Raw genomic sequence first — 18,445 nt, 5'->3', positions numbered from 1 at the left:
CGTCGCGGGACGCGCCCGCGCGCCGGCGCTCAAAAGCCGCGCGCCGCCGTGCCGGCATGGACGGAAAAGCCGTTTTTCCCTCTCTTCTTTACCTGATAGAGGGCGGCGTCGGCATTCTGGTACAGGGTGTTGAAGTCCGTTCCGCTCTGCGGAGCAAGGGCCACGCCGATGCTCGCGGTCATCCGCCAGCGGGCCGGGCCGTCCAGGCACTCGGTGCAGAGCGCGGCCGACAGCGTTTCCGCCTTGCGCTCCGCCCACTCTCTGTCCGGAATGGGAACAAAGGCGGCGAACTCGTCCCCGCCGATCCGTCCCAGCACGGCGCGCTCTTTGAAATGCCGTCTGATGATGTCCGTGAAGGTCCGGATGCAGATATCACCGAAGGCATGGCCGAAGCGGTCGTTGGCCTGCTTGAAGTTGTCGATGTCAAAAATGAAAAAAGCGTAGTGGTTGTCCGGCCTTTGGAAAAGCAGTTCGCAGATGGCCCGTTCCGTGGCTTTCTTGGTATAAAAGCCCGTCATTTCATCCGTCACGGCCTGCAGTTCTTTTTCCTTTTCCCCGTCAATGTTTTTCCGGTAGGTGACCATGTGGAGGCATTTGTCTTCCGCGGAGTAAAAAACGTGCGCGTCCACCCGTGTCCAGGAGTACTCCGTTCCGTCCTGACTGATCATGAAGTCATAGCGCAGATGATTGTTTCCGGCCGCATACTCCCGCATGACGTTCCGGGGTTCGAAGATCGCCAGATAGCCCTCCCGGAATTCCTTTTTGATCTGCTTTTCGGCAATGATGCGTATTGCCTGATCATAAGGAAGCCCCTTGGCGCCGAGTGTTTCGAAATATTCCCCGGTCCATGCCTGTTCCGCGCAATTCCGGGTGATATTGAACTCGCAGATATTGTCATATATCTGTTCCGTGGCCTTTTTGAAAAAAGCCTGCCGTTCCTCCATCAACTGGGTGATCCGCTTGTTGAATTTTCGGATGACGGTCGTGACGATGACCAGCACGACAACTATGACAAAAAGCAGGATAGCGCAGGTTTGGTAGAGCTGCGCCCGCATTTCGCTGATCAGGAGCCCGGTGTTCTGGGCCACAACCAGATTCCAGGACAGTTCAGGAATGTAGCGGACAACGATGAAGCTCTTTTCACGGCTCAGGGGCGCGGTGGGCGTCCAGAGCGTCAGGCTTGAGGAGTCGTTGTTCCAGCTCAGAATCTTCTTCCGGATGGCCTCCTGCCGGTAGGTCTCGAACCAGTCCTTTTTTTCATCGCCGGTACGGGTAGTGGATATTTCGATGCCGCCGCTTTTGCTGATCAGGCTCGCCGTCACACGGTATTTTTCCTCATAACTTTTGAGCAGTTCCTTCAAAGAGTCGATGCGGATGCCCACGCCCACCACGCCGAGCACCCTGCCCGCGGAGTCCTTGACCTTGCAGTTCACAAAGACGGTTATTTTATTGTCCGCGCCGTGCACTTCGTCGTTGTCCACGTGCAGGTCATATTCCTGATCACTGTTCATCAGGCGGAAATACCATGTGTTTTCCGGATTGTCCCTGGTCAGGACACGGTCGATGCCCTTGAAATTATAATAGCGTCCCGTGGCCGTGGAAACCAGAAAGACCGAATCAAAACCATATTTTTCCCGGTAGGTGTCCAGATATTCCCTGGTGGTTTCGACGTACGCCCGGTCCTCCGGATGTCGGGCTTCGCCGGTAAGATGTCTGACCAGCAGGTTGTCGTGGGCCATTGTCAGCGAAATATTGACCGGTTTTGTAAATCTGGTCGTCAGCCGGTAGTAGATTCCCTCGGCCGTGAGGGAGGATACCTGCTCGATGTTGTCCAGGGATGCCTGGTAGTTCGCCCGGTAGCTGAGCACGGCGGTCAGTGCGAAGCCGATGACCAGAATGACCGTGATGTTCAGATTGATCCGCAGCAGGTGATTGTCTTTCACGCTTTTTGCCTCCGTCCCGGCCGTTTCCCCAAAAAGTTCTTATGTTGGAACAGTGTTCGTCGCCCAGCACGCATGCATACGCCAAAGGAACGTGGAGGAAAATCAAAAAAGAACCGGCGGCGGGCGGCGATGCCCGGCGAAATAGCGACAACTTGCACAAAGTCGGGGAAAAGCGGCGCCGGGTTTTCCGGCGTGCCCTTTTTCGTTTTCCGGCAAGCCCGGCGCTTCCGGGCAGGCATGAAAAAATTGCGTTTTGCGCGTTTTGCGGCTGCGGAGGAAGATCGGGTTCCGTGCGTGGAGCATATCTGATTTCTATTTTGATTTCAATGAGATATCAATGTCATCCTTTTAGGTATGACGTTGTTTGCGGGCTACGCGCAAAAAGGATTTCCGCCTTTTTCCCGCAAATTACTTCCCTGAACGATTGTTGGCTTTCGGGCTTTGTGCTGAAAAGAACACGCTCGGAAAAACCGGCGCCGGAAGCGTCGGCGAGCCGTGCGGCGTCGGCCTTGGGGCCGGGGGCCGCGCGCCGGAGGACCGGAACACGTCCTTGCGACGCGCCGCCGCATGCGCTTGAGAATACGGCCCTGGGCGTTATCGCACGCCATAACCTGAACAAAGGCAGGAGGTTGCCATGAACAGGATGTTTTCCCTCGCAGCGGGCTTCGCGGCCGCGTTGTCCCTGATGGCGGGACCGGCCGTTACGGCCCATGCCGCCGATTACAACGGTCCCAAAATCAAATTCCGGGTGGCCCATACCACGCCTCCGGGCAATCACATCACCCTGGCTTTTGAAAAGTTCAAGGAACTGGTGGAGCAGAAGAGCGGCGGCAAGATCAAAGTCCAGGTCTTCCCCAACGCCATTCTGGGCAGCGACCGCGTGCTGATGGAGGGCGCCCAGAAGGGCAGCCTGGAAATGGCCGTGAGTTCCACTCCCAATATGGCCAATTTCTCTCCTCTCTATCAGGTCTTTGACCTGCCGTACATCACCAGCCCCAAGAATCAGGAAAAGCTGTATAAAGCCATCGATTCGGGCAAGCTGGGCGAGTACTTCAAAAAAGTCGCCAACGACATCGGCCTGGAGCCGATCATGTACGCCGAATACGGCTACCGCAACTTCGTGACCATCAACCGCCCGGTGTCCAAGGTGGAAGACCTGGCCGGTCTGAAGATGCGCACCACGGATTCCGCCGTGGAAGTGGAAGTGGCCAAGATTCTGAAAATGAATCCCACGCCCGTGGCCTGGGGCGAAACCTACACGGCCCTGCAGCAGGGCACCGTGGACGGCGAGGGCAACACCTTCCCCCATATGTACGGCGCCAAGCACCACGAAGTGCTGAAGTACGCCGTGACCACGGCCCACAACTACGGCATGCAGGTCATGATGGCCAACAAGGCCTGGTGGGACAAGCTGCCCCCCGAAGCCCAGAAGGTCATCCGCGAGGCCGCTGCCGAAGCCCTGGCCTATCAGCGTACCACGCTCTATCCCAAGAACGAGGCCGAGGCCCGCGAAGGCTTCATCAAGGCCGGCATCAAGATCGTGGATTTGACCGACGAACAGCTTGACGCCTTCCGCAAGGCCACCCGTCCGGTCTGGGATAAGTTCCAGGACAAGTTCCCGCCCGAACTGGTGGAAATGGTGCTCGAAACCCAGAAGTAAACATCCGTGCCGCCGGGTCCGGGAGCGCGGCCGCGCTTTCGGGCCCGGCCCGGCGTCATGTGCCGCGCCGCGGCGCGGCGGTCTTCTGATGATGTCGCCTGATTTCCTGATCCGTCCGCACGGCGCGGCGGAGCGGGCCTGCTCACACCGACCGGCTCTTCCGGCGATCCGGCGCGTTCTTCCCGGCTGTTTGCCGTACGGAGTATCCCATGTCCTCATCCGCCCGTAAATTTCTGCGTCTGCTTGACGCCAATCTGGAAAAACCCTTTCTGGTCGTGGGCATGCTCCTGATGATCGGGATCATCACCTACCAGACCGTCTACCGCTATTCCATCACCGAGCTGCTGGCCCTGCTGGACGGCCCCCGTTTCAGCGCCTGGCTGGGAAGTTTTCTGCCGGTGGGCAGGGTCCGCGAAACCGTTTCCCACTATGTGGGCCTGTCGGTCTGGTCCGAGGAACTGTCCCGCTACATCTTCATCTGGATCTCCTATCTGGCCATTCCCCTGGCCATCCGCCAGCGCGGCAACATCCGGGTGGACATCATCTACGACCGGCTGCCGCCCCGCGTTCAGGGCCTGAGCTGGATCGTGGTGGATCTCTGCCTGCTGATCCTGAGCGTGTTCGTCTTTATGGAGGGTGTGGAACACATCAGCATGCAGCTCGCCATGCCCCAGGTGACGGCGGCCCTGCGCATTCCCTATGCCGTTCCCTATCTGATCCTGCCTCTGGGCTTCGGCCTGATGACCCTGCGCGCTCTGGAGGATCTGGTCCGCCAGCTGCGGGCCTCTTCCTGGCGGGACGCGCTGGCGGGCGCGGCCTTCACGGCTCTGCTCTTCGCGCCGGTGCTGCTGTTTGACGATCTGAACGCCATCGCGCTGCTTTTCGGCTATTTCGTGGTTCTGCTGCTGATCGGCGTGCCCATCGCCTTTTCCCTGGGCATCGCGGCCCTGATGACCGTGGTGGGCGCGGGCACCCTGCCCGTGAGCTATATCGCCAGCGTGGCCTTTACCTCCATCGACAACTTCCCCATCATGGCGATCCCCTTCTTCATCGCCGCCGGGGTGTTCATGGGCGCGGGCGGCCTTTCCCGCCGCCTGTTGTCCCTGGCCGATGAACTGGTGGGCGGCCTGGCCGGCGGCATGGCCCTCGCCAGCATCGCCACCTGCATGTTCTTCGCGGCCATCAGCGGTTCCGGCCCGGCCACGGTGGCGGCCATCGGCACCCTGACCATCCCGGCCATGGTCGAACGCGGTTACGACAAGCTCTTTGCCGCCGCCGTGGTGGCCGCCGCCGGGGCCATCGGCGTGATGATCCCGCCCAGCAATCCCTTCGTGGTTTACGGCGTGGCCGGTCAGGCCTCGGTGGGCAAGCTCTTTCTGGCGGGCATCACCCCGGGCATTCTCACCGGCCTGGCCCTGATGGCCACGGCCTATGTCATTGCCCGTAAAAACGGCTGGCGCGGCGAGGCCCGCCCCCGCAGCCTGAAAACCATCGGCCGCGCCGTGTGGGAGGCCAAATGGGCCCTGCTGGTGCCGGTCATCGTGCTGGGCGGCATCTACGGCGGCCTGATGACCCCCACCGAAGCGGCGGCCATTGCTGCCATGTACGGCCTGCTGGTGGGCCTCTTCGTCTACCGGGAGCTGTCCCTGGCCTCGCTCTGGAAGTGCTGCGTGGAGTCGGCCCAGACCTCGGCGGTCATTATCATGCTGATGGCCATGGCGACCATTTTCGGCAATGTGATGACCCTGGAGCAGGTGCCCGAGCGCATCGCGGCGGCCATTCTGGACCTGACCAGCAACAAGATCGCCATCCTGCTGCTGATCAATGTGCTGCTGCTCTGGGTGGGCACCTTCATGGAGGCCCTGGCGGCCATCGTGATTCTCACGCCCATTCTGCTGCCTCTGGTGACCAAGGTGGGCGTGGATCCCATCCATTTCGGCGTGATCATGGTGGTCAACCTGGCCATCGGTTTCGTGACGCCGCCGGTGGGCGTGAACCTCTTCGTGGCCTGCGGCATCACCAAGCAGAAGATCGAGCTGGTTTCGCGGGCGGCCGTGCCCTTTATCCTGACCATGCTGGTCATCCTGCTGCTGGTGACCTATTGGCCGAGCCTGTCGCTCTTCCTCCTGTAAGCGGACAGGTTGCAACAACAAGCCCGCCGGTCGAAAAAAGACCGGCGGGCCTCTTCATTGCCTGAAGGAGAATCCGACATGTCCGGACAGCCCGATATGCTGCATCATGCCCGCATCCTGCGCGCCGTGGCCGATCTGGCCGCTGGGGCGGAAGGCGACGGCCAGGCGCCTCTCTGCATCGCGGTCTGCGACGCGGTGGGGGATTTGCTGCACTACACGCGCATGGCCGGGGCCAAACGGCGCGGCACGCCCATCGCGCAAGCCAAGGCCTATACCGCCGCCGTGCTGGAAACGCCCACCAGCGCCCTGCACGCCCGTCTGGAGCGCGAGCATCTGAGTCTGGCGGATTTTTGCGACGGCCCCCAACACCGGCTGACCAGTCTGGCGGGCGGCGTGCCCCTGTGCCTGGAGGGCCGGACTGTGGGCGGCGTGGGCGTCAGCGGCCGCAAACCCGCGGAGGACGAGGTGCTGGCCGGGCGGCTGGCGGCGGCGCTGCTGGGAGTGGGCGGTCCAACATCAAACGACTAAAATATCCATGCACGAAAGGCGGGAAGATGCTGATCCGGGCGACGTCCCGCTTTCCATCTGCGCCGGATTCCTGGTGGCGCGCATAAAAAAAGCCTGAAGGCCGTACGTCTTCAGGCTTCTTTTGCCGTATGCGGATTTACAGCGCCACGGCCTGGCCGTCGCCGCGCGGGTCCGACGCCCCCTGCAGAAGGCCGTCCTCGCCGCAGAGAATGGCCCCGGCGTGGCCCATGATTTCCGTATAATCCTCCACCATGAGCACGGGCTGGCCGCGGCGGCGCAATTCCTCGACCACGCTTTCGGGAACGCGGCCTTCCAGCTTGAGGTCGTTGTCGGGCGCGCCCCAGCTTCGGCCCAGAAGCCAGCGCGGGGCATTGACCGCGTCCTGCGGGGCCAGGCCGAAATCCACAATGCGGGTGGTCAGGGCCGCCAGCGTCTGGGGCTGGCCCTCACCGCCCATGCTGCCGTAGACCAGCCAGGGCCTGCCGTCCTTGAGCAGCATAGCCGGGGTCAGGGTGTGCATGGTGCGCTTGCCCGGCTCCAGGCAGTTGACGTGCGCCGGGTCCAGCGAGAAGGCGCAGCCCCGGTTCTGCAACAGGATGCCGGTGCCCGTGGCCACCATGCCTGAGCCGAATTCGTGATAAATGCTCTGGAGCATGGAAACCGCGTTGCCGGCCGCGTCCACCGCGCCCAGCCAAACCGTATCACCGCCCGGAGCCAGGGGCGGCAGGGGGCCGGAGCTTTGTTCCAGACGGATGCGCCTGGCCTGCTCTTGTCCGTATTCCGGCGAAAGCAGCCGGTCCAGGGGAATATCCCCAAAGGCCGGGTCCGAAAGCCAGCGGTCCCGGTCCTGAAAGGCCAGGCGCACGGCTTCCGCCATGGCCTGATAGTAGTCGGCGCTGCCTTCGCCCAGCGCGGCCATATCCAGGTTGTTGCAGATGTTCAGAATCTCCAGCGCGGCCATGCCCTGGCTGTTGGGAGGCGCGCTGCAGGCCGTCAGGCCGCGGTAGGGCATGCGCAGCGGTTCGGCCCAGTCGGCGTGGTGATCGTCCATGTCTCCCACGGTCAGCAGGCCGCTGTGCAGCATCATGCTGTCCGCGATGGCGCGGGCAATCGAGCCGTGGTAGAATTCATCCGCGCCGTTTTGGGCCAGACGGGCCAGGCTGCCGGCCAGATCGGGCTGGCGCAGGGTTTCGCCCAGGGTGTAGGGACGGCCGTTTTCCTTGCAGAAAACGTCCAGAAAGGCCGGGAACTGATGCAGGCCGCGCCCCGCGCCCTGCCCGCTGGTGTCCACGGCCAGCCAGTGGGCCAGGGAATGGCCCACGGGAAAGCCGTCTTCCGCGTAGCCGCGCGCCGGTTCCAGCAACTCCGCCCAGGACAGGGGCGAACCCATGCCTGTCTTGCTCAGTTTGAAGGCCTCGTCCCAGCCGGACACCGCGCCGGGCACGGTGCAGGCCGCCATATAGCCGCGCGCGGGCACGGCTTTGAACCCCCTGGCCGCGTAAAATTCCGGACTGGCCGAGGCGGCCGCCCGGCCGCTGGCGTTCAGGGCTTTGAGCTCGCCGCGCGCGGCGTCGTAAATCAGCCAGAAACTGTCGCCGCCCAGCCCGCACATGTGCGGATAGACCACGGACAACACGGCAGAAGCGGCGATGGCCGCGTCCACCGCCGTGCCGCCCCGGCGCAGGGCGTCCAGCCCGGCCTGGGAAGCCAGATAGTGGGGCGTGCTGACCATGCCTTTGCGCCCCAGAGGGTTGATGCCGGAGGGAATTGTGGCGGAGTAGCGGACGGTGGTGTTCATGCGCACCTCGGGCGGCCTTGCGCCGCGTTTTACGCCTCCCGGTGGGCCGGGGGCCCCTTGAAGGACGATTTTTCAACCATTGCGGCCGGTTGTGAAGATATCCCGTTTCTATAGCCCATCCGTCCGGCTCAGTAAAGGCGTTGACCCGCATCCCCCGGCAGCCTATGGCTTCAACAGGAAAGTCTCAAAATTCCCTCGGAGGCGGCCATGCGGGAAGTCATTGCGGAGGCTTTATGGCGTCTGGTCCGGGAGTATGTCCGGGAAAACGGCCTGGAGCCGATCTGGGAGCCGCCGCTGGCGCGTTGCGCCGACGCCCGCGACCCTCTGTTCGCCCGTCTGAAAGAGATCGTCGTCCCGAACCATTATCTGCCGGAAGACTATCTGCCGGGCGCCCGGACGGTGGTTTCCTGGTTCATTCCTTTTAAAAAAGCCATTGCCGACGGCAACAAAGAAGGCTTTCACTGTTCCGCCGCCTGGGCCGGGGCCTATCTGGCCACTAACGCCATGGCCGTCGAACTCAATGAACGCCTGGTGGAGAATATCAGGGCTCGGGGAGGCCGGGCGGCAATTCCCCATGACACGGGCATGATCAGCCGCGAAATCATTTACAGCCGCTGGTCCCAGAAGCATGTGGCCTGGATCGCCGGGCACGGCAGTTTCGGGCTCAACAATATGCTGATTTCCGATGTGGGCTGCGTGGGCCGGTATTACTCCATTGTCACGGATCTGGAGGCGAAGCCCGATTCCAGGGTGCTGGAAGAACGCTGCCTGTACAAAAAAAGCGGCGCATGCGGGCGCTGCACCCGCCGATGTCCCACCGGGGCTCTGAGCGTGCAGACTTTTGATCGCCGGCTCTGCCTGGAAATGTGCGAGAAGAATGAAGCCCTTTATCCGGGCGCGGATATCTGCGGCAAGTGCGTGGTGGGCCTGCCCTGTTCCGTTGCCCGTTACGGCGGTCCGGCTCAGGATTGAGCCCCGCCGTCCGGGGCCGGGGACCGCCGCGGCCACTGCGGACCGAGCATGACCACGGCCACGGAAAGGCAGACCAGGGCCACGCCGCACCAGACCGTCAGGGTGGAGGCTTCCTCAAAAACCAGGATGCCCGCCAGCACGGCGGTAAGCGGTTCCGTGGCGCCCAGTACAGAGGCCAGGGTGGAGCCGATGCGCTGCACGGCCAGAACCAGGGCCAGATTGGAAATGACGGCCGTCACCAGGGCCTGGAGACAGATTTGTTCGACCTGCCAGCGGCTTTGCAGCCATTGCAGGTTGTCCGTGACCAGTGCGTTGCCCAGCGAGGTCAGGGTGCTGAAGAGCAATAGCCAGAAGGTGATGATCAGGCCGTCTTTGCAGCGCAGGCGCGCGGCAAAGATGCCGGTGATGTAGAGCGCGTTGCACAGGGCCGAGAGCAGGGCCAGAAGCAGACCCGTATCCGTGATGCCCCTGTTGTCCGGGGAGGCGTTGCCCAGCAGAAAGACGCCGCCCAGGGCCAGGAGCACGCCCAGCGCGGTGGATGGGGAAAAGCGCTCGCCGAAGAAGAACACCATGAAAAGCATGACCATGACCGGATAGAGAAAGTGGATGGTGGCCGCCACGCCGCTGGGCAGGTAGGCGAAACTCCAGAAAAAAGTCAGGGCCGCCAGCATGTACATGAGGCTCACCCCGGCCAGCTTGGCGATGTCGCTGCGGCAGGGCGGGAGAAGACGGCGGCGGGGCAGAAGGATGAGAGCCATGATGACGGTGGCCGTCAGAAAACGGTAGAACAGCACGGATTGCGGGCTGAGGCCGCTGCGCATCAGCGGGATGCTGAAAAAGGGCGTCAGGCCGAAGGTGGCCGCGGCCAGCAGACTGTAGAAAAAGCCCATATAGTCTCCCGTCGTTTTGCCGTCGGGGGCTTGGCAAGCAGGTTTCCGGAGATGAGGGAAGAAAGGGTTCCCTCGTCGGCGCGGCAGCGGAGCGCTGCCGACGTGCGGACGTATATGATTTTATGATTTGTTGTCCCGTGGCTTTCGCCGCGCGGGGCGGCATTACAGCGGAGCAGGACCTTTTGTGTAAGGGATGTTGCTGAAAGCGGGCTGCCCTTAGGCAATAGCCTGGAAAATTTTCAGCTGTCAATGAACGTCAAGGAACGCCGCCGGAGACTGATCCCCACAAAAGCAAAGCCCGCCGGGGTTGTGCGAACCTCGGCGGACTTTGGCGGAACTTGCATTGGTGGCCGTTGTAGGCTGTTGTCAGCTCTTTTTCATTTGCTCTATCAATGCCGTGAGGGCCTGGGCCTGGCCCGACAAATCGGACACGGCGCCCGTGGCCTCCCGCATCGCCTGGGCGGTTTCTTCCGCAATGGCGTTGACATGGCTGATGGAACGGTTGATTTCCTCGCTGGTGGCTGACTGCTGTTCGCTGGCCGTGGCGATGGCGTGAACCTGATCCGCCGTATTGTCCACCATGCCCACGATTTCCGTCAGGGCTTCGCCGGACTGGTTGACGTAGAGCGTGGCCTCCTCGATGGCCGCCACGGCGCTGTCCACCTGAGTTCTGCTGGTGGCGGCGCTGTTCTGGATGGCCTTGATGGCGTTGCCCACATCGGTGGTGGAGGTCATGGTTTTTTCCGCCAGGTTGCGCACTTCGTCGGCCACCACGGCAAAACCCCGCCCGGCGTCGCCGGCTCTGGCGGCTTCGATGGCGGCGTTCAGAGCCAGCAGGTTGGTCTGGTCCGCGATGTCGGAGATGACGTTCATGATCTGGTTGATGGATTCGGCGTGCCGGGTCAGGGCGCTCATGTCCCCCTTGAGCTCCAGGGATTTTTTCTGAACGGCCTGAATGCTGTCCACGGCCTTGTGCACCACGGCAGCGCCGTCAGCGGCCTTGGTCCTGGTACCGGTGGACGCTTCGGCGGCGGATGCGGCATTGTGAGCCACTTCCAGCACGGTGGAGTTCATCTCTTCCATGGCCGTGGCGGTTTCAGCGGCCCGGGCCGCCTGCTGGGCGGCGCCGTTTTCGGCCTGACGCACGCGTTCGGACAGATCGGCCGACGCTCCGGAAATGCCTGCGACAATGCCTTCCAATTGAGCTGCCGCCTGCAGCATGCCTTCCCGTCGGGCCTGTTCACTTTGCTTGCGGGCTTCCTCCGCCTGACAGGTGGCTTCGCGGGCGATGGCGGTTTCGCGCTCGGCGGCCTGCTTATGGCTTTCCGCTTCTTTCATTTTTTCAATGAGATTGGCGACCATGGTGGAAAGGGCCTGCCCCAGCACGGCCAGTTCGCCTTTGAAGCCGCGCTTGTCGAGCCCGGCCTGGTAATCGCCTCCGGCCACGGTGGCGGCGTAAGCGGCCACGCGCCTTAAAGGCGCGGACAGAGAGGCGGCAACGAACAGCAGGCCCGCGATAAGGACGGCAATGCCGACGGCGCTGATGACGATAGTCCGCCACAATGAGCGATTGGCTTCGGCCATGGCCTGATCAAGCGGCAAGGCCACTTCCAGGGACCAGGCCGGGGAGCCTTCCGTCACGGTGATGGGCGTGAAGGTGGCCAGGTATTCATGTCCGTCACGGGTCAGCTGGCCGTGATACGGCTTGCCCTGGGTAATGACTTCGCGGATGGCGGCAGTATTCTCCGCGGGCAGGGCGTCCAGGCCCTTGCCCGCAACAGGATCGCCCGACGCCACAATGGTGCCCGTATTCGAGAACAGGTTGGCATACCCGGTGCCGTAGGGAGTTATCTTGGCGATACGCTCGGATAGTTTGCCCAGGGCGATGTCGATGCCGAACACGCCGAGCACCTTGCCGTTTTCCACCAGCGGCAGGGTGATGGTGGTCATGAGCACCGGAGGCTGGGCGGCCGGATCAATATACGGCTCGATAAGCGTCAGTTTCCCGGAGGCCTTGGGGATGGTGTAAAACGACTCTCCCCGCACGTTGACGCCCGTCACTTCGATGGAGCCGGATTCGCCCAGATACCAGTACATAGCCAGGGAACCGTCTTCCCCGCTGTACTCGTGGCCCAGAAAATCGGCGTCGCGCCCGTCAAATGCGTTTGGCTCCCATACCACCCAGACACCTTGGTATTCCTTGTTGCCGTCAAGAAAATCACGTAACAGTCCGCCCATGATCATGCGGTCGCGGGTGCCTCCGGCATGGAGTGAAACCAGAAGTTTGCCGAATGTGTCGGTGTCGGCGGCGGCCTTGTTGATGACGCTGAGCACATGCGGGGCCTGTTCCAGCGCCATGAGAGAGGCTTCCGTCTCGGCGTTTTGCCGGGCTATGGTCTGCGTTCCCCATTGGGAAACAAATGTCAGCGCCATGAACACCAGGACTATGAACGGTCCCAGCATAAGCATCATTCTTCCCTTGATCCCCATATCCCATCTCCTTGTTCCAAAGAAGCAGCTTTCGTTTATAACGGTCAAAATCCAAAAAAACTAAGACTGCAAGCCAAAAAAATATATGGTGAAATTCACGTTTTCAGTAAAATATATCCTTCAATCATGCAACAATGTGAAATTATGAATAAATTTATGAGGAATCATCGGAAAGATGAATATCTCGGACGAACTCCAGCGGAGCGCAATTCCTCATAAAAGCAAAGCCCGCCGGGGTCTTGCGAACCTCGGCGGACTTTGGCGGAACTTGCATTGGTGGGCCCACCAGGACTTGAACCTGGGACCTGCCGGTTATGAGCCGGAGGCTCTACCAACTGAGCTATAGGCCCGAGAGCTTTCGTATAGCCGGAAGCAGCCGCGCCGGTCAAGGCGGATTGGGCGGATCAGGCGGGAGGCGCGCTCGCCTCCGCGGCATGCCGCTACATGGCGTGGCCGGTTTCCAGCAGGGCGATCTGTTCGTCCATGGCTTTTTTCAGCGGCGCGGGCAGGCCCATGATTTCCACATTGAGGAAACCGCGCACAATGGTGGAGGCCGCTTCATCCTCGTCCAGGCCGCGCGCCATGAGGTATTCGATTTCCTCCTGGGCGATCTTGCCCACGGCGGCCTCGTGCGACAATTCCACGCCGTCCTGATTGCTGTTCAGCTCCGGGATGGCATGGATGCGTCCGCCGCCCATAATCAGGCCCTTGCATTCCAGATGCCCTTTTGCCGGGGCCGCCGCCGCGCCGATGTAACCGCGGTTGATCACCGTGCCGCCCGTGGTCAGCACCCGCGAGATGACCTCGCCGCGCGTGTCCGGGGCGTTGAGTTCAATGCGGTTGCCGCAGTCCACGTATGAGCCGGCCGGGGCCACGATGACCGAATTGAAGCGGGCCACCGCATTGTTTCCGGTCAGTTCCATAAGCGGGTACATCTGCAGATCGCCCACGGGCTTGAGCAGGATGTAATTGTTCTGAAACTCGCCTCCGGCTTCCACCCGCCCGGCGGAGCGGGGCCGCACCGTGGTGCTGTCGCCCCAGTTGTGGATCATGGTGAAGGTCAGCTTGCCGCCTTTTTCCACATAATATTCCGTAATGCCCAGGTGGGCGGCGTCGCGCGCCTCGTGGGCCGTGGCGCAGCCGCCCAGGATGTGCAGCTCCGCGCCTTCCTCCACCACCACGATGTTGTGGATGCTCTGGCCCGCGCCGTGCCCCTTGATGAACATGCAGGACTGCACGGGCTCGCTGATTTTGACGCCCTTGCGCGCCCGCACGAAGTAGCCGCCGTTCAGGTGCTCGCGGGCCATGCGGGTGAAGTCGTCCTTGTCCGGATCGAGCAGCCGCCAGTAATAGCGCGGCAGTCCGTCGAACTTTTTGAGGGCCGCGCGGATGTCCATGAGGTCCAGGCCGTCCCGGCGCGTCTCGCAGTGTACGCCCGCGTGGTTGAGCTGCATGAACGCGCCGCTGACCTGGCGGTCGTTGACGTCGATGCCCGCCAGCACCAGGCGTTCGCGGTCCTCGGCCGGCAGACGGGTCAGATCGTCGATGGGAGCGGCGTTTTCACCGCCGCTGAAGGAAAAGCGGGAGAGATCCACGGTACTCATACGAGGGGCGCCTCCGCGATTTTGCCGTACATGTCGCCTGCCAGACATCGCAGGCATTCCTGATAGCCGTGGTTGGCGATGTGGTCGAGAATTTCGCGCGGCCGGGCCTCGCAGCAGAGCTTGCCGTGATACATGACCTGGCCCCGGTGCGCGTTGACGTATTCCAGAATGTGGCCGGTGTGGGTGATGATCAGTCCGCTGGTGGAACGCCTGCGCTCCCGCTCGCGCAGGGTGGCGCTGCAGGCGTCGGGCACGCCGTCCAGCAACTGGCGCACGGTGTTGCCCACCAGGGCCATGTTTTCCAGGTCCACGCCGGATTCCGGCTCGTCGAAGAGCAGCAGGTCCGGCCGCTGGGCCATGAGCTGCAAAAGTTCCGAGCGCTTGATCTCGCCGCCGGAAAAGCCCGCGTTGACGTCGCGGTCCAGAAACTGGTCGAAGTGCACCTTGCGGGCCATGGCCGGGATGTCCATCTCGCGTCCCCGGCCGCAGAGCTCCACCAGCTTGCCCGTGGGCAGGCCGTGGATGGTGGGCGGGCGCTGGAAGGACATGCCGATGCCCAGACGGGCCCGCTCGTACATGGGAGCGCGGGTGATATCCTGTCCCTTGAAGATGATCCGGCCCTCGGTGACCTCGTAGCCGGAAACGCCCATCAGGGTCATCAGCAGGGTGGTCTTGCCCGAACCGTTGGGCCCGAAAAGAATAAAGGTTTCGCCGGACTGGATGCTCAGGTCAATGCCCTTGAGCACCGGCGTGCCCTTGATCGAAACGTGCAGATTATGGATTTCAAGCATCGCTGTCCCCGTTTTCCCCAAGGTATTCCAGCACGTCGTAATGCACATGATCCAGAATATGGGTCAGTTGGGAGATGCACTCGTCGCCCACGGCTCTGCCCAGCAGAGTGACGATGAAAGCCGCGCGCTTGGCGTTGACCAGAGCCTCGTAGCCCGGATCCGTGCTGTAGGGAATGGCCCGGACGGCCTCGCTGAAGGCCGCCAGTTCCTCTTCGGTGACGTTCTTGATGGGCTGGGACTCATTGTCGAGAAAGACCACGCCTTCCCGCAGCTCCAGCATGACCGCTTTGCCGTGCATATTGGCGATGCACACTTCCATACACTACCCCTTGTAATGGCAATCTGTGTATGATGGCAAACTTGGCCCGCGCTGTCCAGCCCCGGAGCGCGGCGGGACGCGGCCCGTCACGCTTCGCGCAGCACGCCCAGTTCGCGCATTTTGGCCGCGAAGATCTCGCGGGCCTCGTTCCGCTTGCGCTCCGGGATGCCGCTGAAGCGGAGCATGATTTTTTCTTCCCCTTCCGGCCGTTTGATGGAAAGACGGGCCTTGTGCCAGTACAGTTCAACCGCGAGAATGTCCGCATAGGGGATGGAAACGGGCTCCGACCACGCGCCAGGAAGGCATTCCAGGCGGTCCCGGAACAGGGCGTAGGCCTTCCGTTGTTCCCGGTTGTTGCTTCTGGCCATTATGGCGATGCCCAGCGACGCCAGGAGGAAGCCGGAACCCGCGCCTGCGACTTCCCCATGAGCGAGGAAATAGCAACCCATGGCCACGCTGAACAGCAACATCAGAAGGCCGCGCAGGCGCTCATCCGTAAATTCATAGGCGGCCAGCGGCGTTTCGGAGGATGCGGGCTTGGTCGGCGCGCCGGTGGCATAGTCCGCGAAGCGGAGTTTGTCCCTGGCTTGGAAGCAGCCGATCATGCAGACCAGCCCCGCGGGGATGAAAAGCGCGCTGCCCGCGGCCCCGACAATCCCACCCGCCGGATTGCCGCGGGCCAGCATGGTGAGGCCCGCCAGGGACAGCAGGAAGCCGACGATCAACAGGCCGGCGATCATGTCGCTGCTTGCATCCCGGGAAAATTCGTCACGCAGGCCGTAAACATACAGGAGCATGACCAGCAGATTGATGATCAGCCCCGCTTTGGCCGTCAGGTTCACTTTTTTCATGAAGCTGCGGAATACGGCCAGAACCGCCTCATTGATGATCACCCCCAGATTGGGCGTCAGTTTTCCCCTTTCCATTGTCTCACCCCCTTTTTGTCGTGGGCGGCCCCCCTGGCCCACGGCTTTTTATATACCTGAAACGGAACAGTGGGAAAAGCCCCGGCCGGAGGCTTGCGGGCCGCGCGGGCTTTGGGCTAGCATGGTTTTACGGAGGCTTTTATGTACGTGATCACCGGCGGCGCGGGCTTTATCGGCAGCGCTCTGCTCTGGCAGCTGAACCGCATGGATCTGGACGAAATCGTGGTGGTGGACAATCTGGCCAGCAGCGAAAAATGGCGCAATCTGGTCAAACGCCGCTATGTGGACTATCTGCACCGCGACCGCTTTTACGAGCTGATGCGGCGCGACGTCCTGCCCTGGAAGGTCACGGCCGTGGTCCATCTGGGGGCCTGTTCCTCCACCACCGAGCGCGACGCGGACTTTCTGATGGAAAACAATTTCCACTACAGCCGCGATCTCTGCCGCTATGCCCTGGACAAGGGCGCGCGCTTCATCAACGCCAGCTCCGCGGCCACTTACGGCGACGGCAGCCTGGGGTTCAGCGACGATCCGGCCCTGATCCCCCGCCTCGCGCCTCTGAACATGTACGGCTACTCCAAGCAGCTCTTCGACCTCTGGCTGTTGCGCGAGAAATTGCGCGGCGAGGTGGTCAGCCTGAAATTCTTCAATGTTTACGGCCCCAACGAATACCACAAGGGTTCCATGCAAAGCGTGGTGGTCAAGGCCCACCGCCAGATCCGGGAGCACGGGCGGCTGGCCCTGTTCAAATCCGACGTACCGGGCCTGGCCGACGGCGAGCAGAAGCGCGACTTCGTCTACGTCAAGGACTGCACGGCCCTGCTGGCCTGGCTGCTGGAGCGCAAGGACGTCAGCGGCATCCATAATGTGGGCACGGGCGCGGCCCGCAGCTTCAACGACCTGGGCCGGGCGGTATTTGCCGCGCTGGGGCGGGAGTGCCGCATCGACTACGTGGAGATGCCCGAAACACTGCGCGGCAAGTACCAGAATTACACCCGTGCCGACATGGACTGGCTGGCCCGCGTGGACTGTCCCCTGGGTTTCACTTCCCTGGAAGAGGGCGTGGCCGATTACGTCTGCAATTATCTTGAGAAAGAGGATTCATACCTGTAAGCCAATCGGGGAAATCTGCCGATATAAGAAGAAGCTCTCCGAACATGCGGCCAGCCGGTCGTGTGCCGGAAAAACGCGCCCTATGCGCTGGACTGGGCGCGCCCCATGGTTCGGGTTTTTTCAGAAGTGGAGGAGAAGCATGCGTTTGCCTATTGCGGGGAAAATCATCACGCTTGTGGTTGTGGCCGTGGCCCTGTCCTGCACGGCCGTCCTTCTGACGACCATGCGCCTTCTGGAGCCTCCCCTGGATGCCAGCATCGACGCCACCACGCAACTGGCCAAAGCGACCACGGACGCCACCTACAACGCCAACAGCGAAAAATTTCTGAAAGAAGCCCGGCTCATCGCCGACAATCCCGCCCTGGTTGAGGCCGTGGCGCGGCGTGATCACGCCGCTGCCGCCGCTCTCGGCAAAGAACTGATGGACATGGCCGGATCGGAATTCATCACCATCACCGATGAAAAAGGCATTGTGGTCGGCCGGGGCCATTCCCCGAAATACGGCGATGACGTCAACAATCAGGAAACCGTGGCCGCGGGCCGCAAAGGCGAGTCCGTGGTGGGCATCGTGGCGGGCACTGTGGTGCCCTTCACCCTGCGCGCCGGTGCGCCTCTGGTCCACGAGGGCAAGGTGGTGGGCACCGTGGGCATCGGCATTTCCCTGGCCAGTGAAGCCTATGTGGACAGGCTGAAAAAGGAAACCGGCCTGGAAGCGACCATTTTCAAAGGCGACATCCGCGCCATGACCACGCTGATCCGGGACGGCAAGCGGCTGATCGGCACCAAACTGCAAAATACCGCCGTCTCCAAAGCCGTGCTGCAACGCGGCGAGACCGTCTCCGGCGAGCTGCAGTTGCTGGGCAGGCCGTATAGTGTCGTCTACTGGCCCATTCTGAACATGGGAGGCAAGCCGGTGGGCATGTGGTTCACCGGGCAGCCGCTGGACACGGTCGTGCGGGCGCGGCGGGAAGCCCTGCGCAACGCTCTGTTGGCGGCCTTGGGCATCACTCTGGTCTTTGCGCTGGTGGCCTTTGTCATGGGCAGGATGCTGGCCTCGCCCGTCAAGCGCATCACCGCCTTTGCCGAAACCGTGGCCGGCGGCGATCTGGACGCGCCTCTCTCGGTGCGGGCGCGTGATGAAACCGGCAGGTTGGCCGGATCTCTGCGTACCATGGTGGGTACGCTCAAGGCCCGCATCGCCGAAGCCCGCGAACAGTCGGAGCTGGCCCAAAAAGAAACCGCCAGGGCCCAGGAAGCCGTGCAAATGGCGGAAGAGGCC

At 62.2% G+C, this 18,445-nt stretch carries 14 protein-coding genes and 1 tRNA gene; 6 read left to right on the top strand and 9 right to left on the bottom strand.

Annotation, left to right across the window (positions count from 1 at the left end; translation table 11 throughout):
* Positions 1 to 29 precede the first annotated feature (29 nt).
* Complete coding sequence (locus KH208_RS06150) at positions 30 to 1,943, bottom strand: sensor domain-containing diguanylate cyclase (RefSeq protein WP_291434756.1); 1,914 nt, start codon at positions 1,941 to 1,943, stop codon at positions 30 to 32.
* Positions 1,944 to 2,577: 634 nt separating this feature from the next.
* On the opposite strand from KH208_RS06150, the gene KH208_RS06145 reads away from it, so the two are divergent.
* The 3 genes from KH208_RS06145 (at position 2,578) to KH208_RS06135 (ending at position 6,263) form a co-directional block, all read left to right on the top strand.
* Complete coding sequence (locus KH208_RS06145) at positions 2,578 to 3,603, top strand: TRAP transporter substrate-binding protein (RefSeq protein WP_291434754.1); 1,026 nt, start codon at positions 2,578 to 2,580, stop codon at positions 3,601 to 3,603.
* A gap of 209 nt (positions 3,604 to 3,812) precedes the next feature.
* Positions 3,813 to 5,735, top strand: a complete 1,923-nt coding sequence (locus KH208_RS06140) for a TRAP transporter large permease subunit (protein WP_291434752.1) — start codon at positions 3,813 to 3,815, stop codon at positions 5,733 to 5,735.
* 78 nt (positions 5,736 to 5,813) lie between these two features.
* Positions 5,814 to 6,263, top strand: a complete 450-nt coding sequence (locus KH208_RS06135) for a heme-binding protein (RefSeq protein ID WP_291434750.1) — start codon at positions 5,814 to 5,816, stop codon at positions 6,261 to 6,263.
* 136 nt (positions 6,264 to 6,399) lie between these two features.
* Here KH208_RS06135 and ggt read toward each other — a convergent pair whose 3' ends face one another.
* On the bottom strand, positions 6,400 to 8,061 hold the full coding sequence (gene ggt, locus KH208_RS06130; protein WP_291434748.1) for a gamma-glutamyltransferase: 1,662 nt from the start codon (positions 8,059 to 8,061) through the stop codon (positions 6,400 to 6,402).
* A gap of 207 nt (positions 8,062 to 8,268) precedes the next feature.
* Between ggt and KH208_RS06125 the strand changes: the two genes are divergently transcribed.
* Positions 8,269 to 9,033: a hypothetical protein gene (locus KH208_RS06125; RefSeq protein ID WP_291434746.1), complete on the top strand. Its 765-nt coding sequence runs from the start codon at positions 8,269 to 8,271 to the stop codon at positions 9,031 to 9,033.
* Here the strand turns inward: KH208_RS06125 and KH208_RS06120 are convergent.
* From KH208_RS06120 to KH208_RS06090, 7 genes are all read right to left on the bottom strand, one after another.
* A complete protein-coding gene (locus tag KH208_RS06120; RefSeq protein WP_291434744.1) occupies positions 9,024 to 9,923 on the bottom strand; it encodes a DMT family transporter in 900 nt (299 codons plus the stop codon). The two genes, KH208_RS06125 and KH208_RS06120, sit on opposite strands and share 10 nt — an antisense overlap.
* A 366-nt stretch (positions 9,924 to 10,289) precedes the next feature.
* Positions 10,290 to 12,413, bottom strand: coding sequence for a methyl-accepting chemotaxis protein (locus tag KH208_RS06115; RefSeq protein ID WP_291434743.1), 2,124 nt, complete (start codon positions 12,411 to 12,413; stop codon positions 10,290 to 10,292).
* Between the two features lie 274 nt (positions 12,414 to 12,687).
* Positions 12,688 to 12,763, bottom strand: a tRNA-Ile gene (locus tag KH208_RS06110).
* Positions 12,764 to 12,853: 90 nt separating this feature from the next.
* Positions 12,854 to 14,017: a SufD family Fe-S cluster assembly protein gene (locus tag KH208_RS06105; protein ID WP_291434742.1), complete on the bottom strand. Its 1,164-nt coding sequence runs from the start codon at positions 14,015 to 14,017 to the stop codon at positions 12,854 to 12,856.
* On the bottom strand, positions 14,014 to 14,808 hold the full coding sequence (locus KH208_RS06100; protein WP_291434740.1) for an ABC transporter ATP-binding protein: 795 nt from the start codon (positions 14,806 to 14,808) through the stop codon (positions 14,014 to 14,016). Before KH208_RS06100 ends, KH208_RS06105 begins: the two co-directional genes overlap by 4 nt.
* On the bottom strand, positions 14,801 to 15,127 hold the full coding sequence (locus KH208_RS06095) for a hypothetical protein (protein ID WP_291434738.1): 327 nt from the start codon (positions 15,125 to 15,127) through the stop codon (positions 14,801 to 14,803). The genes KH208_RS06100 and KH208_RS06095 overlap by 8 nt, the downstream gene beginning before the upstream one ends.
* A gap of 86 nt (positions 15,128 to 15,213) precedes the next feature.
* The gene (locus KH208_RS06090) at positions 15,214 to 16,053 is read right to left on the bottom strand and encodes a hypothetical protein (protein WP_291434736.1); all 840 of its coding nucleotides are present in this window, start codon (positions 16,051 to 16,053) and stop codon (positions 15,214 to 15,216) included.
* A gap of 141 nt (positions 16,054 to 16,194) precedes the next feature.
* Between KH208_RS06090 and rfaD the strand changes: the two genes are divergently transcribed.
* Positions 16,195 to 17,166, top strand: a complete 972-nt coding sequence (rfaD, locus tag KH208_RS06085; RefSeq protein ID WP_291434735.1) for an ADP-glyceromanno-heptose 6-epimerase — start codon at positions 16,195 to 16,197, stop codon at positions 17,164 to 17,166.
* 139 nt (positions 17,167 to 17,305) lie between these two features.
* On the top strand, positions 17,306 to 18,445 hold a 1,140-nt coding region (locus KH208_RS06080; RefSeq protein WP_291434733.1), incomplete at its 3' end, for a cache domain-containing protein.

The sequence above is a fragment of the Desulfovibrio sp. genome, assembly GCF_018379785.1.
Classification (GTDB): domain Bacteria; phylum Desulfobacterota; class Desulfovibrionia; order Desulfovibrionales; family Desulfovibrionaceae; genus Desulfovibrio.
This window is presented reverse-complemented; position numbering and strand designations above follow the sequence as displayed.

Bases quoted from the DNA above. Each gene is read 5' to 3' on its own strand.
- KH208_RS06145 (WP_291434754.1), top strand. From the start codon at position 2,578: ATGAACAGGATGTTTTCCCTCGCAGCGGGCTTCGCGGCCGCGTTGTCC.
- KH208_RS06140 (WP_291434752.1), top strand. From the start codon at position 3,813: ATGTCCTCATCCGCCCGTAAATTTCTGCGTCTGCTTGACGCCAATCTG.
- KH208_RS06135 (WP_291434750.1), top strand. From the start codon at position 5,814: ATGTCCGGACAGCCCGATATGCTGCATCATGCCCGCATCCTGCGCGCC.
- ggt (WP_291434748.1), bottom strand. From the start codon at position 8,061: ATGAACACCACCGTCCGCTACTCCGCCACAATTCCCTCCGGCATCAAC.
- KH208_RS06125 (WP_291434746.1), top strand. From the start codon at position 8,269: ATGCGGGAAGTCATTGCGGAGGCTTTATGGCGTCTGGTCCGGGAGTAT.
- KH208_RS06120 (WP_291434744.1), bottom strand. From the start codon at position 9,923: ATGGGCTTTTTCTACAGTCTGCTGGCCGCGGCCACCTTCGGCCTGACG.
- KH208_RS06115 (WP_291434743.1), bottom strand. From the start codon at position 12,413: ATGGGGATCAAGGGAAGAATGATGCTTATGCTGGGACCGTTCATAGTC.
- KH208_RS06105 (WP_291434742.1), bottom strand. From the start codon at position 14,017: ATGAGTACCGTGGATCTCTCCCGCTTTTCCTTCAGCGGCGGTGAAAAC.
- KH208_RS06100 (WP_291434740.1), bottom strand. From the start codon at position 14,808: ATGCTTGAAATCCATAATCTGCACGTTTCGATCAAGGGCACGCCGGTG.
- KH208_RS06095 (WP_291434738.1), bottom strand. From the start codon at position 15,127: ATGGAAGTGTGCATCGCCAATATGCACGGCAAAGCGGTCATGCTGGAG.
- KH208_RS06090 (WP_291434736.1), bottom strand. From the start codon at position 16,053: ATGGAAAGGGGAAAACTGACGCCCAATCTGGGGGTGATCATCAATGAG.
- rfaD (WP_291434735.1), top strand. From the start codon at position 16,195: ATGTACGTGATCACCGGCGGCGCGGGCTTTATCGGCAGCGCTCTGCTC.